General features: G+C 64.0%; 13 protein-coding genes. 5 read left to right on the top strand and 8 right to left on the bottom strand.

Features of this window, described 5'->3' with window-relative positions:
* Positions 1–44 precede the first annotated feature (44 nt).
* Positions 45–617: a xanthine phosphoribosyltransferase gene (locus tag CKW35_RS14765; RefSeq protein ID WP_003253535.1), complete on the top strand. Its 573-nt coding sequence runs from the start codon at positions 45–47 to the stop codon at positions 615–617.
* Positions 618–740: 123 nt separating this feature from the next.
* Here CKW35_RS14765 and CKW35_RS14770 read toward each other — a convergent pair whose 3' ends face one another.
* The 5 genes from CKW35_RS14770 to dadA all read right to left on the bottom strand — a co-directional run bounded on the left by CKW35_RS14770 (position 741) and on the right by dadA (position 6,568).
* The gene (locus CKW35_RS14770; protein ID WP_095116230.1) at positions 741–2,597 is read right to left on the bottom strand and encodes an acetyl-CoA hydrolase/transferase C-terminal domain-containing protein; all 1,857 of its coding nucleotides are present in this window, start codon (positions 2,595–2,597) and stop codon (positions 741–743) included.
* A 229-nt stretch (positions 2,598–2,826) separates the two neighbouring features.
* Positions 2,827–3,231, bottom strand: a complete 405-nt coding sequence (locus CKW35_RS14775) for a cytochrome c5 family protein (protein WP_033731233.1) — start codon at positions 3,229–3,231, stop codon at positions 2,827–2,829.
* Positions 3,232–3,385: 154 nt separating this feature from the next.
* Positions 3,386–3,934, bottom strand: a complete 549-nt coding sequence (locus tag CKW35_RS14780) for a cupin domain-containing protein (RefSeq protein ID WP_016489803.1) — start codon at positions 3,932–3,934, stop codon at positions 3,386–3,388.
* A gap of 109 nt (positions 3,935–4,043) precedes the next feature.
* Entirely contained in the window at positions 4,044–5,117 is a 1,074-nt protein-coding gene (alr, locus tag CKW35_RS14785) for an alanine racemase (RefSeq protein ID WP_016489804.1), read from the bottom strand.
* 146 nt (positions 5,118–5,263) lie between these two features.
* Positions 5,264–6,568, bottom strand: a complete 1,305-nt coding sequence (gene dadA / locus CKW35_RS14790) for a D-amino acid dehydrogenase (RefSeq protein WP_016489805.1) — start codon at positions 6,566–6,568, stop codon at positions 5,264–5,266.
* Between the two features lie 156 nt (positions 6,569–6,724).
* On the opposite strand from dadA, the gene dadR reads away from it, so the two are divergent.
* Entirely contained in the window at positions 6,725–7,213 is a 489-nt protein-coding gene (dadR, locus tag CKW35_RS14795; protein WP_003258963.1) for a transcriptional regulator DadR, read from the top strand.
* A gap of 2 nt (positions 7,214–7,215) precedes the next feature.
* On the opposite strand, the gene CKW35_RS14800 is transcribed toward dadR, so the two are convergent.
* Entirely contained in the window at positions 7,216–7,569 is a 354-nt protein-coding gene (locus tag CKW35_RS14800; RefSeq protein ID WP_095116232.1) for a YkgJ family cysteine cluster protein, read from the bottom strand.
* A gap of 147 nt (positions 7,570–7,716) precedes the next feature.
* On the opposite strand from CKW35_RS14800, the gene CKW35_RS14805 reads away from it, so the two are divergent.
* Positions 7,717–9,009 carry an FAD-binding oxidoreductase gene (locus CKW35_RS14805; protein ID WP_095116234.1) on the top strand — a complete coding sequence of 431 codons (1,293 nt, stop codon included), beginning with the start codon at positions 7,717–7,719 and terminating at the stop codon, positions 9,007–9,009.
* Between the two features lie 45 nt (positions 9,010–9,054).
* On the opposite strand, the gene CKW35_RS14810 is transcribed toward CKW35_RS14805, so the two are convergent.
* Positions 9,055–9,285, bottom strand: a complete 231-nt coding sequence (locus CKW35_RS14810) for a DUF1127 domain-containing protein (RefSeq protein ID WP_016489808.1) — start codon at positions 9,283–9,285, stop codon at positions 9,055–9,057.
* A 178-nt stretch (positions 9,286–9,463) separates the two neighbouring features.
* Here CKW35_RS14810 and CKW35_RS14815 point away from each other — a divergent pair, with 178 nt between their 5' ends.
* A complete protein-coding gene (locus CKW35_RS14815) occupies positions 9,464–10,894 on the top strand; it encodes a PLP-dependent aminotransferase family protein (protein WP_161775551.1) in 1,431 nt (476 codons plus the stop codon).
* Positions 10,895–10,953: 59 nt separating this feature from the next.
* Positions 10,954–12,507, top strand: coding sequence for a phospholipase D family protein (locus tag CKW35_RS14820; protein ID WP_016489810.1), 1,554 nt, complete (start codon positions 10,954–10,956; stop codon positions 12,505–12,507).
* Between the two features lie 129 nt (positions 12,508–12,636).
* Here CKW35_RS14820 and CKW35_RS14825 read toward each other — a convergent pair whose 3' ends face one another.
* Complete coding sequence (locus tag CKW35_RS14825; protein ID WP_016489811.1) at positions 12,637–13,776, bottom strand: MFS transporter; 1,140 nt, start codon at positions 13,774–13,776, stop codon at positions 12,637–12,639.
* Positions 13,777–13,955: the final 179 nt, after the last annotated feature.

Below are 13,955 nucleotides of genomic sequence, written 5' to 3' on the forward strand. Positions count from 1 at the left end.
TTGCCGCTATTTGCGGCGACCTTTGCTACATCGAGGAAAACAAAGTGGAAGCACTGCATCAGAAGATTCGCGAAGAAGGCATCGTGCTTTCCGACCAGGTTCTTAAAGTCGACGCGTTTCTCAACCACCAGATCGACCCGGCGCTGATGCAGCTGATCGGTGACGAGTTCGCCCGCCTGTTCGCCGACGCCGGCGTGACCAAGATCGTCACCATCGAAGCCTCGGGCATTGCCCCGGCCGTGATGACTGGCCTGAAGCTGGGCGTACCGGTGATCTTTGCGCGCAAGCACCAGTCGCTGACCCTGACCGAGAACCTGCTGACTGCCTCGGTGTACTCCTTCACCAAGCAGACCGAGAACACCGTGGCCATCTCGCCACGCCACCTCAACAGCAGCGACCGCGTGCTGGTGATCGACGACTTCCTGGCCAACGGCAAGGCGTCGCAGGCGCTGATCTCGATCATCAAACAGGCCGGCGCCACCGTGGCTGGCCTGGGTATCGTGATCGAGAAGTCGTTCCAGGGCGGCCGTGCCGAGCTGGACAGCCAGGGCTACCGTGTTGAGTCGCTGGCCCGGGTGAAGTCGCTGGAAGGTGGTGTGGTCAGCTTCATCGAGTAAGCCTGTACCGGCCCCATCGCCGGCAAGCCGGCTCCCACAGGTACTGCACAAGGCACGGCCTTTGTGAAACTCCTGTGGGGGCTGGCTTGCCGGCGATGGGCTGCAAAGCAGCCCCGGCAATTTTCAGGTCGCCGCCAACCCTGCCAGCAAAAGCCGCTGGTACAGCTCTTCCTTCAATCCCTGCGGAGCGTCCAGCCCCATCCGCTCCAGGTGCCCTTGATACCCCTCCGGCCCCGGCGCATCCAACGCTGCCTTGCCCAGCTCCAGCACCTCGCTCAGCTTGAACTTGCTCCTCAACCAGTTCAGTGCCCGCAACAGGTCCCGCTCCTCAGCTGTAAAGTCCGTCCCCATCGGATACTCCGGGAACAGCCGCGCATGCCGCGCCCTGATCGCTTCCAACCGCTGCGGCGTATTGTCGGTAAAACGAGCGTCCAGCTCAAAACCCTTGGGTAGCTTGCCGGCCTCTTTTGCCTGCTCGATGAGCCCCTGCTGGAACCGCGAATCGCTCACCGCCAGCAACCGCGCAATCACCTCGCTGTCGGTCTGCCCACGCAAGTCGGCAATGCCGTATTCGGTCACCACGATATCGCGCAGGTGCCGGGGGATGGTGCAGTGGCCGTAGGTCCAGAGCAGGTTTGAGGTCACCTCCCCGCCTGCCTCGCGCCAGCTGCGCAAAAGCAGAATCGAACGCCCGCCTTCCAGCGCGTGGCCCTGGGCGACGAAGTTGTACTGCCCGCCAACGCCGCTGAGCACGCGGCCGTCCTCCAGCTGATCGGCCACCCCGGCGCCGAGCAAGGTCATGGCGAACGCAGTGTTGATGAAGCGCGCATCGCGGCGCTGGCGCCGCTTGAGTTCTTCCTGCCCGTACAACTCGTTGATAAAGCTGATGCGGGTCATGGCAAACCGCGCACGCGCTTCGAGTGGCATCTCCCTCAACCGCTGGTAGAACGCCTGAGGGCCGAGGAAAAAGCCACCATGCACCACGGGCCCCTGCTCATCGGCCGGGCGCCGCAGCAGGCCTGCTTCGGCAAGCACCAACAGGCCATTGGCGAACATCTCGCTGCAGCCGTACAGGCCTTGGGCAAACGTCCCCAGCCCCCCTTCGCGCTCGATCAGCGCATGCCACGGGCCCGTATCCAGCTCGTCGAGCAAGGTGCGGTAGCCGGCGTTGTCACCCTGACGCGCCAGCAACGCGGCGGCGACTGCATCGCCCATGGCACCGATGCCGATCTGCAGGGTGCCGCCATCGCGTACCAGCGTGCTGGCGTGCAAGCCGATGCAGTGGTCCTGGGTGCCGACCGGCATGTTCGGGGTGGAGAACAGGCGACGTTGCTCGGCTTCATCGAGCAGCAGGTCGAACGCATCAATGGGCAGTTCCGCATCGCCCGGCATGTAAGGCAGCTCGGCATGCACCTGGCCCAGCATGAGGATGGTTTCGCCGGCCGCGCGGCGCTTGGCGATCATCGGCAGCAGGTCGAGGGTGATGTCGGGGTTGCAGGCCAGGCTCAGGTGAACAGGCCTTTCAGGTGTGGCGGCCACCAGTTGCGCGACCAGGTTCAGGCCCTTGGCGTTGATATCGCGTGCGGCGTGGCTGTAGTTGCTGCTGATGTAGTCCTGCTGGGCAGCCTCGCTGTGCAGCAGGCTACCGGGCTGCATGAAGAACTGCTCGACGCGGATGTTCGCCGGCAGGCTGTCGTTGCGCAGGTCAGCGAGGTAGTCGAGCTCTTGGTAGTCGGCGAAGACGCGCTCGACGAAGGGTTCGAGAAACCGCCGCTGCAGGCCATCGCCCAATGGCGGGCGGCCCAGGGAGAGCGCGGTGTAGATAGTCAGCTGCCGCTCGGGCAGCTCGCGCACGCGGGCGTAGAGGGCGTTGACGAAAGCATTAGGCTTCCCCAGGCCCAAAGGCAGGCCCATGTGAATATGGGCTGGCAGCCGGGACAAGACCTGCTCGACAGCCTGGTCGATGGAGCAGAGGTGCATCAGGGCCTCCTGAGACATCCATGGGTTCAGGGGTTGGACATGGCACTGGCGGGTTGGTTGCCTGTACCGGCCTCTTCGCGGGACAAGCCCGCTCCCACTGGCACCTCACAGCACCTGAAGGCAGTGGTGTTCTTGTGGGAGCGGGCTTGCCCCGCGAAAGGGCCAGGGCAGCCAGCACAAAAAACAAAGCCCGCCATCAAAGGCGGGCCTCATGCAATTCAGCTGTGTCTTACAGACCGGACATTTTCTTGATCGCCCCTTTCAGGTCGTCATCCGAGCAGTCCGCGCAGGTGCCCTTGGGCGGCATGGCGTTGATGCCGGTAATGGCCTTGGCCAGGATGCCATCCAGCCCGCCCTGGTGGTCGGCGCGTTCTTTCCACGCGGCGGTATCGCCAATCTTCGGTGCACCGAGCAGGCCGCTGCCATGGCAGGCATTGCAGTGCTTGGCGATGATGTCATCTGGCGTCTTGGCTCCCCCGCCCCCCGCTGCAGCGGCCACTTCCATGCCTTTGCATTCCTGGCCCTGGACGCACACCTGGCCAACCGGCTCGAGGCGTTTGGCAATGTCGTCATTGGTTGCAGCGGTTGCGCTCATTGCCCAGAGGGCGAATACGGCTGCTGGTACGGCCAGCATCTTCTTGATTTGGTTCACGCGAACACCCTCATGGTGGCTAATCACGCTCGCGGCCACGGAACGGCGAGCGTTGAAAAGTATAGCGGGAACCCAGAGGCCGTGAAACGACCCTACACTGGAAAGGGGTATTGCCGAATCAATGCACTGCGCTGGATCAAAAGTTTGATGGCGTCGCTGCACTGATCAGGCGTGCGGGCTGGTTGAACGGATTGCGAAAGCGGTGCGGGCGCGTGCTTTCGAAGTAGTAGCTGTCGCCTTCTTCGAGAATGAAGATCTCGTTGCCGACCACCAGCTCCAGCCGGCCTTCGAGCAGGATGCCGGTTTCTTCGCCGTCGTGGGTGAGCATTTCGGCACCGGTGTCGGCACCTGGCGGGTATACCTCGGTGAGAAACGCGATGGCACGGTTAGGGTGCGACTTGCCGACCAGCTTCATGGTCACCGCACCGTCCGAGATGTCGATCAGCTCGTGGGCCTTGTAGACGATCTGAGTGGGGCTTTCAGGTTCCAGCTCGACCGAAAAGAACTCGACCATGGACATGGGAATGCCGCTCAGCACCTTGCGCAGCGAGCTGATGGAGGGGCTCACGCTGTTCTTCTCGATCATCGAGATGGTGCTGTTGGTCACACCGGCACGCTTGGCGAGTTCGCGCTGGGACAGGCCCTTGAGCTTGCGGATGGCTTGCAGTCGTTCGCCGACGTCCAAAGCTGGAGCCTCCTGAAACGGTGGAAAGGGGGATGGATGTGAACGATATCATGGCAATGCCGTTCAGTATTTACAACACACCACCCCTCAACCTGTCCGCTTCAGCGTGTCATTCGCCGATGTAGTCCCGCGGTACACGCTTCAGGTTGCAGAAAATCTGGTAAGGGATAGTACCCGCATGGGCGGCCACTTCGCTGGCCAGTATCTGCTTGCCCCACAGTTCGACCGGGCTGCCGACAGTGGCTTGCGGCACGTCGGTGAGGTCGACGCTGAGCATGTCCATCGACACCCTGCCGATCAGCTGGGTGCGCTGGCCAGCGACCAGTACCGGGGTGCCATTGGGCGCCTGGCGCGGGTAGCCATCGGCATAGCCCATGGCGACCACGCCTACACGGGTTGGCCGTGGGCTGACAAACTTGGCGCCGTAGCCCACGGGCTCACCGGCAGGCAGCTCGCGCACACTGATCACCCGCGATTGCAGGGTCATTACCGGTTGCAGCCGTGAGGCTTGGGCCTGGGGCACTTCGAACGGCGTGGCGCCGTACAGCATCAGGCCCGGGCGTACCCAGTCGCCAGGCGCTTGCGGCCAGCCCAGCACACCAGGCGAGTTGCGCAGGCTGCACTCGGCGGCCAGGCCCTGGCGGGCGGCCTCGAACACGGCAATCTGCTGGGCGGTCGCGTCGGCATCCAGCTCGTCGGCGCGGGCGAAGTGGCTCATGAGCACGATGCGCGCAACCTTGCCGCTGGCCAGCAGGCGTTGGTAGGCCTCATGGTAATCCTTGGGGTGCAGGCCGACGCGGTGCATGCCGCTGTCCAGCTTCAGCCAGACGGTGAGCGGCTTGTGCAGCTGGGTTTTCTCGATGGCTTCAAGTTGCCAAAGCGAATGCACCACACACCACAGGTCGTGCTCGGCAATCAGCGCCAGCTCGCTGGCTTCGAAGAAGCCTTCCAGCAACAGCACCGGGGCCTTGATACCGGCGGCGCGCAACTCCAGCGCCTCTTCGATGCAGGCAACGGCAAAGCCGTCGGCTTCGGCCTCCAGGGCCAGGGCGCAGCGTACGGCACCATGGCCATAGGCGTCGGCCTTGATTACGGCGAGGGCTTTGGCACCGGTCAGTTCACGGGCCAGACGGTAGTTGTGGCGCAGGGCCTGGAGGTCGATCAGGGCGCGGGCGGGACGCATGGCGGCTGCCTTATGGTGGTTCACAGGTTGAAAACGGTGTTGGGTTCTTCGCGGCTAAAGCCGCTCCCACAAGGGACCGCACAATGGCCAAGGCCATGCGATCCCTGTGGGAGCGGCTTTAGCCGCGAATGGGCCGGTGCAGGCGATTACTGCTGGTGAATCGGCGCGCCCTGCCCGTGCTTGGTCGCTTCCCGACTGTTGCCATAACGGGAAATGTCCAGGCCTTCGGCACTGATCTGCGGTTTCTTGCGCGCAATCAGGTCGGCCAGCAGGCGACCAGAACCGCACGCCATGGTCCAGCCCAGGGTACCGTGACCGGTGTTCAGGAACAGGTTGCGGAACGCCGTGGCACCAACGATCGGTGTGCCGTCCGGGGTCGCCGGACGCAGCCCGGTCCAGAAGCTGGCCTGGCTCAGGTCACCGCCGCGAGGATAAAGGTCGTTGACGATCATCTCCAGCGTTTCACGCCGACGCGGGTTCAGCGACAGGTCAAAACCGGCGATTTCAGCCATGCCGCCAACACGGATACGGTTGTCGAAACGGGTGATCGCGACCTTGTAGGTCTCGTCCAGAATGGTCGAGGTCGGGGCCATGTCGCCGTTGGTGATCGGCACGGTCAGCGAGTAACCCTTCAGCGGGTAGACCGGGGCCTTGATACCCAGCGGCTTGAGCATCTGCGGCGAGTAGCTGCCCAGCGCCAGCACGTAGCGGTCGGCGGTTTCCAGCTTGCCGTCGATCCACACGCCATTGATGCGATCGCCGGCGAAGTCCAGGCGTTGGATGTCCTGGCCAAAACGGAACTCCACACCCAGCTTGATGGCCATGTCGGCGAGCTTGGTGGTGAACATCTGGCAGTCACCGGTCTGGTCGTTAGGCAGGCGCAGGGCACCGGCCAGAATGTCCTTCACGCCAGCCAGGGCCGGTTCGACGCGGGCAATACCGTCGCGGTCCAGCAGTTCGTAAGGCACGCCAGACTGCTCGAGCACGGCAATGTCCTTGGCCGCGGCATCCACCTGGGCCTGGGTGCGGAACAGCTGGGTGGTACCCAGGGAGCGGCTTTCGTAGGCAATGCCGGTTTCGGCGCGCAGTTCGTCAAGGCAGTCGCGGCTGTACTCGGACAGGCGCACCATGCGCTCCTTGTTTACCGCGTAACGGCTGGCGGTGCAGTTGCGCAGCATCTGCGCCATCCACAGGTACTGGTCGACGTCGCCGGTGAGCTTGATGGCCAAGGGGGCGTGGCGCTCGAGCAGCCACTTGATGGCCTTCAGCGGCACGCCTGGGGCGGCCCAGGGCGAGGCATAGCCGGGCGAGATCTGGCCTGCGTTGGCAAAACTGGTTTCCATGGCCACCGCCGGCTGGCGGTCGACCACCGTCACTTCAAAACCTTGCCGGGCCAGGTAATAGGCACTGGCGGTTCCGATTACACCGCTACCAAGTACCAGAACTCGCATCGTTATATCCCTCACACGCGGCACGCCGCAGACTTTTATTGATATGGCATGAATGGGCGCAGTATAGGAATTTGAGACCAGTGCAATTCACTATATAAAAGCCTATTATTGGCGAGAATTCTCGGCAAAATCGCCTTTCACGGAGGGGCATCCCCTATGAGAACCCAGCACCAGAGCAAGCGTGAACTGGACAAGATCGACCGTAACATCCTGCGGATCTTGCAGAATGACGGGCGTATTTCCTTCACCGAACTGGGCGAGAAAGTTGGGCTGTCCACCACCCCTTGCACCGAGCGGGTTCGCCGTCTGGAGCGCGAGGGCATCATCATGGGCTACAACGCCCGCCTGAACCCGCAGCACCTCAAGGGCAGCCTGCTGGTGTTCGTGGAAATCAGCCTGGACTACAAGTCGGGCGACACCTTCGAAGAGTTCCGCCGCGCGGTGTTGAAGCTGCCCCACGTGCTGGAATGCCACCTGGTGTCAGGTGACTTCGACTACCTGGTGAAGGCGCGCATTTCGGAAATGGCGTCGTACCGCAAGCTGCTTGGCGACATTCTGCTGAAGCTGCCGCATGTGCGCGAATCGAAGAGCTACATCGTGATGGAAGAGGTGAAAGAAAGCCTCTGCCTGCCGATCCCGGACTGAGACTAGACCAGCACCTGCCGGGTGGTGGCGATGAACTGGTGCACGAGTTGCTCGGCTGCGGGCTCGATCATCGGCTCAGGGCCACGGCCACGCGGGCAGGCCATGCGTGGTGTGGTGCCAAACAGGCGGCAGATCATGGGGCGCTCTTCATACACCGTGCAACCGTTGGGGCCCAGGTGCACGCAGTCCAGGCGCTCGAGAGCGGCTTCCTGCTCGGCCTGGGACTTGCGCGGCAGGCGGGCCATTTCGTCCGTCGACGTGGTGACCGGGCCGCAGCAATCGTGGCAGCCGGGCTCGCACTCGAACGAGGGGATGAGTTCGCGCAGGAAGTGGATCTTGTGACGGTTGCAGGACATGGGCAAGTACAAAGCTGATTGATAAGTTGGATTATAAGCCCATTCGCGGGCTTGCCCGCGAACGAGGGCGCAGCCCTCGCCTTGTTGCCCACTACCCCACCCCGACTTATCCTCCTCCCCTAGCCCACCAGCCTCAGGACCAAGCCCATGATCCACAGCGCGCAGCACGCCGCCTCCTATTACGCCGCCAGCAGCGCGCCACACCCTGACTACTCCTTCCTGCAAGGCGAGCACAGCGCCGATGTCTGCATCGTCGGCGGCGGCTACTCGGGGCTGAACACCGCCATCGAGCTGGCCGAACGCGGCTTTTCGGTCATCCTGCTGGAAGCGCGCAAACTTGGCTGGGGCGCCAGCGGGCGGAATGGCGGGCAGTTGATCCGCGGCGTCGGCCACGGCCTGGAACAGTTTCTGCCGGTGATTGGCGAGGAAGGCGTGCGCAGCATGAGGCTGATGGGCCTGGAGGCCGTGCAGATCGTGCGCGAGCGGGTAGAGAAACATGCCATCGCCTGCGACCTGACCTGGGGCTACTGCGACCTGGCCAACAAGCCGGCCGAGCTGCTGGGCTTTGCCGAAGACGCCGAAGAACTGCGCAGCCTGGGCTATGCGCATGAGCTGCGGCTGGTCGGCAAGGACGATATCCACAGCGTGGTCGGCGCCGACTGCTATGTGGGCGGCCTGGTCGACATGGGCTCCGGCCACCTGCACCCGCTCAACCTGGCCTTGGGTGAAGCGGCCGTGGCCAGCCGCTTGGGCGTGAAGCTGTTCGAGCAGTCCGAGGTTACCCGCGTCGACTATGGCCCCGAGGTGCAAGTGCATACCGCCCAGGGCCGGGTACGCGCCAAGACCTTGGTGCTGTGCTGCAACGCCTACCTCAACGGCCTCAACCGCGAGCTGGGCGGCAAGGTGCTGCCGGCCGGCAGCTTCATCATCGCCACCGAACCGCTAGGCGAAGAACGCGCCCGCGCTTTACTGCCGCAGAACATGGCGGTGTGTGACCAGCGCGTGGCGCTGGATTACTACCGGCTGTCTGCCGACCACCGCCTGCTGTTTGGCGGTGCCTGCCACTATTCAGGCCGCGACCCGAAAGATATCGCCGCCTACATGCGGCCGAAGATGCTCAAGGTGTTCCCGCAGCTGGCCGACGTGCGCATCGACTATCAGTGGGGCGGCATGATCGGCATCGGCGCCAACCGCCTGCCGCAGGTTGGCCGCTTGGCCAGCCAGCCGAACGTGTATTACGCCCAGGCCTATTCAGGCCATGGGCTCAACGCCACCCACCTGGCCGCGCGCCTGCTGGGCGAGGCAATCAGTGGCCAGGCAAGCGGGCGTTTCGACCTGTTCGCCAACGTGCCGCATATCACCTTCCCCGGCGGCAAGCACCTGCGCTCGCCACTGCTGGCGCTGGGCATGCTGTGGCATAGGCTTAAAGAGTTGATCTGAAAACTGACGCGGTCGGTGTAGGAGCGGCCGCGCAGCGTCTCGTTGTTAGTCTTTCCAGAAGGGTTTACGTCCCTCTGTACGGGCCTGCTCCCAGCTCAGCCCGACATCGCGCAACTCGTCATCCGTCAGCTGCAACAGCGCCCTGCGGGTATGCCAGCGATGCAGCATCAGCCCCCAACGCCCAAGCCCTTGCGGCGCGTTGAATACCTTGGCCTGCTGCCCGGCTTCCAGTTCACTGGCCATCAGTTGCAAGCGCACATCGCTCATGCCGCCCATCACCGCACCCTCTCGTTCAGTTGATACCGTGGAGAAAGGATGCGCGTCGGCACCATCGACAATACAGAGCCAATACAGCCTTATTATTCCCATACAGAATTGGCCGTTGGCCGACTGAATGCTGTATTTTCAGCCCAACTGTACCGGTCGCTATGCCAATGCAGCGCAGGAGTATGCCGTGACCCTCTACCTGAACCTGGCCGAACTGCTCGGCGCCCGTATCGAGCAAGGCCTGTATCGCCCTGGCCAGCGCCTGCCCTCTGTGCGCGCCCTGAGCGTGGAACACGGGGTCAGCCTGAGCACCGTGCAACAGGCCTATCGCATGCTGGAAGACAGCGGCATGGTCTCGCCCCGGCCCAAATCCGGCTACTTCGTCAGCGACCACCGCCAGCTGCCAGCGCTGCCCGCCGTCAGCCGCCCGGCCCAGCGCCCGGTGGATATTTCGCAATGGGAGCAGGTGCTGGAGCTCATCCGCAGCACGCCGCGCCAGGATGTGGTCCAGCTCGGCCGTGGCATGCCCGACATCAACACCCCTACCCTGAAGCCCCTGCTGCGCAGCCTGGCTCAGTTAAGTCGGCGGCAGGACATGCCCGGCCTGTATTACGACAACATCCACGGTAACCTGGCCCTGCGTGAGCAGGTTGCGCGGTTGATGCTGGACTCCGGCTGCCGCCTGAGCCCGGCCGACCTGGTCGTGACCACCGGCTGCCACGAGGCGCTGTCGTGCAGCATTCGCGCGGTCTGCGAGCCAGGCGACATCGTCGCAGTCGACTCGCCCAGCTTCCACGGCGCCATGCAAACCCTCAAGGGCCTAGGCATGAAGGCGCTGGAAATTCCCACCGACCCGCTGACCGGCATCAGCCTGGAGGCGCTCGAACTGGCCCTGGAGCAGTGGCCGATCAAGCTCATCCAGATCACCCCCAACTGCAACAACCCGCTCGGCTACATCATGCCCGAGGCCCGAAAGAAGGCCCTCCTTAGCTTGGCGCAGCGCTACGACGTGGCGATTCTGGAGGACGATGTGTACGGCGACCTGGCCTACACCTACCCGCGTCCGCGGACTATCAAGTCGTTCGACGACGATGGACGCGTGCTGTTCTGCAGCTCATTTTCCAAGACCCTCGCCCCCGGCCTGCGGGTAGGCTGGGTGGCGCCCGGGCGCTACCTGGAGCGGGTGCTGCACATGAAGTACATCAGCACCGGCAGCAGCGCCAGCCAGCCGCAGCTGGCCATCGCCGACTTCATCGCCGGCGGCCACTACCAGCCCCACGTGCGGCGCATGCGTAGCCAGTACCAGCGTGGCCGCGACCTGATGAGCGAATGGGTAACCCGCTACTTTCCAACAGGCACCCGGGTCAGCCGCCCCCAAGGTGGCTTCATGCTGTGGGTAGAATTACCCGAACATTTCGATACGCTGCGCTTGAACCGGGCTTTACTGGAGCAAGGTGTGCAAGTTGCCGTGGGCAGCATCTTCTCGGCCTCGGGCAAGTTTCGCCACTGCCTGCGCATGAACTTCGCCGCGCGGCCGACGCCTCAGATCGAGGCCGCTGTGCGCAAGGTAGGTGAAACCGCCCTTCGTCTACTGGATGAAGAAAGCGCCGACGCGTAACTTTGCGCCGCCCGCCACGGTCCAACCCCAAAGCCCTTGCTGCACAGGACGGTCCACCCTTGAGACTCCAGCACGCCTTGCCCCTGCTGCTGGTGCTGCTGCTCGGCCTTGCCGGCTGCACCAGCGTCAGCGCGCCCCGCGAAACCAGCCAGGCGCTGCCCGCCCATGACTCCGCCTTTGGCCGCTCGGTGCTGCGCCAGGCCGCGCCTTACGGCGGCCGCTCGGGCTTTCGCCTGCTGCCCAACAGCAATGAAGCGTTCCGCGCCCGTGCCGAACTGATCCGTAACGCCCAGGCGAGCATCGACCTGCAGTACTACATCGTCCACGACGGCCTCAGCACCCGCGCCCTGGTGCATGAATTGCTGCGTGCAGCCGACCGTGGCGTGCGTGTGCGCATCCTGCTGGACGACACCACCAGCGACGGCCTGGACACCATCATGGGCACCCTCGATGCCCACCCCAACATCCAGATCCGCGTGTTCAACCCGCTGCACCTGGGCCGCAGCACTGGCGTGACCCGCGCCATGGGCCGGCTGTTCAACCTGTCGCGCCAGCACCGGCGCATGCACAACAAGCTGTTCCTGGTGGACAACAGCATGGCGATTGTCGGCGGGCGTAACCTGGGCGACGAGTATTTCGATGCCGAGCCCAACCTCAACTTCACCGACATCGACCTGCTGGGTATTGGCCCGGTGGCCGAGCAGCTGGGGCACAGTTTCGACCAGTACTGGAACAGCGCCCTCAGCCGGCCGATCGCCGACTTCCTCTGGCGCGACCCGAATGCCAACGACCTGCGTGCCAGCCGCCATCGCCTGGAAGTGTCGCTGGCCGAAGCCAGGACCCAACGCAAAGCCCTGTACGACCGCCTGATGGCCTACCAGTCGCAGCCTCGCCTGGACGTGTGGCGCAACGAGCTGATCTGGGCCCACGCCCAAGTGCTGTGGGATGCACCCAACAAGGTGCTGGCCGACAACGAACCGGACCCACAGCTGCTGTTGAGCCAGCAACTGGCACCGGACCTGGCCAACGTGCACCGCGAACTGATCCTGGCATCGGCCTACTTTGTGCCGGGCGAACCGGGCCTGCTGTACCTGACCGGCCGCGCCGACGCTGGCGTTTCGGTGAAGCTGCTGACCAACTCGCTGGAAGCCACCGACGTGCCGGCCGTGCATGGCGGCTACGCGCCCTATCGCCGGGCCTTGCTGGAGCACGGGGTGCAGCTTTTTGAGCTTCGCCGGCAGCCAGGCGACCCAAGCGCGGGGCGGTTGAGTTTTCGTGGCAGTTCGGATTCGAGCCTGCACACCAAGGCGATCGTATTCGACCGGCGCAAGACCTTCATCGGCTCGTTCAACTTTGACCCGCGTTCAGTGCTGTGGAACACCGAGGTTGGAGTGCTGGTGGACAGCCCGGAGCTGGCGGAGTACACCCGCGAGCTGGCCCAACAGGGTATGGCGCCTGCGTTGAGTTACCAGGTGAAGCTGGTGGGGGGCAAGCTGGTGTGGGCGACCGAGGACAATGGCAAGCGGCACGTGCTGACGTCTGAACCGGGTGGGATGTGGCGGCGGTTCAACGCGTGGATCAGCAAGGCGGTTGGCTTGGAGAAGATGTTGTAGCCGCTATCGTTGGGGCTGCTTCGCAGCCCATCGCGACACAAGGCCGCTCCCACAACGGTACGGTGTACACCGATCAATGTGGGAGCGGCCTTGCGTCGCGAAAGGGCCGCAAAGCGGCCCCAAAATCCATCAGGCAGAAACCGGTTCAAACGCCCCACGCCGCTGGGTCAACACAACCAGCCCCGCAGCCCCCGCCGCCATCAGCCACAGCAGCGCGTGCCCGCTGACCCACTGGCTCCCCGCCCCCGCCAACAGTGGCCCGAGCAGGCAACCAATACCCCACAGCTGCGCAACATGGGCGTTGGCCCGCACCAGCGCGTCATCCCGGTAGCGCTCGCCAATCAGTACCAGCGACAAGGTGAACAAGCCCCCTGCGCTGGCCCCGAACAATACCCACAACGGCCAGATCACCGGGGTATGCAGCATGAGTGGAATCGCCAGGCTGGACACCAGCAGGGTCACCGCGCAGCCGGTGAACAGGGTGCGGCGCGACATATGGTCGGCCAACGCCCCGATGGGCAGTTGCAACACCGCATCACCCACCACCACGGTACTGACCATGAACAGGGCAATCTCGGTGGTAAAGCCCTGCTGCAGGCAATACACCGGCAGCAAAGTCAGGATCATCGCCTCGAACGAAGCGAACAGGGCAATGGCCCAGGCGATCACCGGCAAACGACGGCAAAAACGAAACAGGTCGCCGAAGGTCACGTTGCACGCTTCCGTGCTCGGTGCACCGCCTCGCCCCAGCAGGATCAGCGGCGCGACCAGCAGCAGGCCCGTCGCAGCCCAGAAACCGAAATCGTCATCAGAGCCGAGAAAGCCCAGTACCAGTGGCCCGGCCAGCTGGCTCAACGCGTAGCTGCTACCGTACAGCGCCACCAGGCGACCACGCCATTGCTCGACCACCAGCTGGTTGATCCAGCTTTCGCCCAGGATGAACACCACGGTCAGGGACATGCCGATCATCAGCCGCAGCAGCAGCCACAGCGGGTAGCTAGGCAACAGGGCCAGCAGGCCGATCGATAGCGCCCCACCCCACAGGCACAGGCGCATCGCAGAAGGTACGCCAACCCAGCCGGCCAGGCGGCTGGCCAGGCTGGCACCGGCCAGCACACCCAGCGCCGGCATCGCCGCCATCACGCCGATGGCAAAGCTGCCGTAGCCCCAAGCCTCCAGGCGCAGGGACACCAGCGGCATGCTCACGCCGAGCGCCAGCCCGACACTCAGCACCGATGCCAGTACGGCGAAGTAGGTACCCCAACGCATTGCAGCCTCCCAGGCAGAATTCGTGAACAGCAAAAACGACGAAGCCGGGTCAGCGTGAGCCGACCCGGCTATTGTTGGGGCTGCTGTGCAGCCCATCGCCGGCAAGCAGGGCTCCCACAGGTATAACGGAGGCCTTGAGGGCTGCGAAGAACCTGTGGGAGCTGGCTTGCCGGCGATTG

Origin of the sequence: Pseudomonas sp. Irchel 3F3 (assembly GCF_900187545.1) — a bacterium.
Taxonomy (GTDB): Bacteria; Pseudomonadota; Gammaproteobacteria; order Pseudomonadales; family Pseudomonadaceae; genus Aquipseudomonas; species Aquipseudomonas fortuita.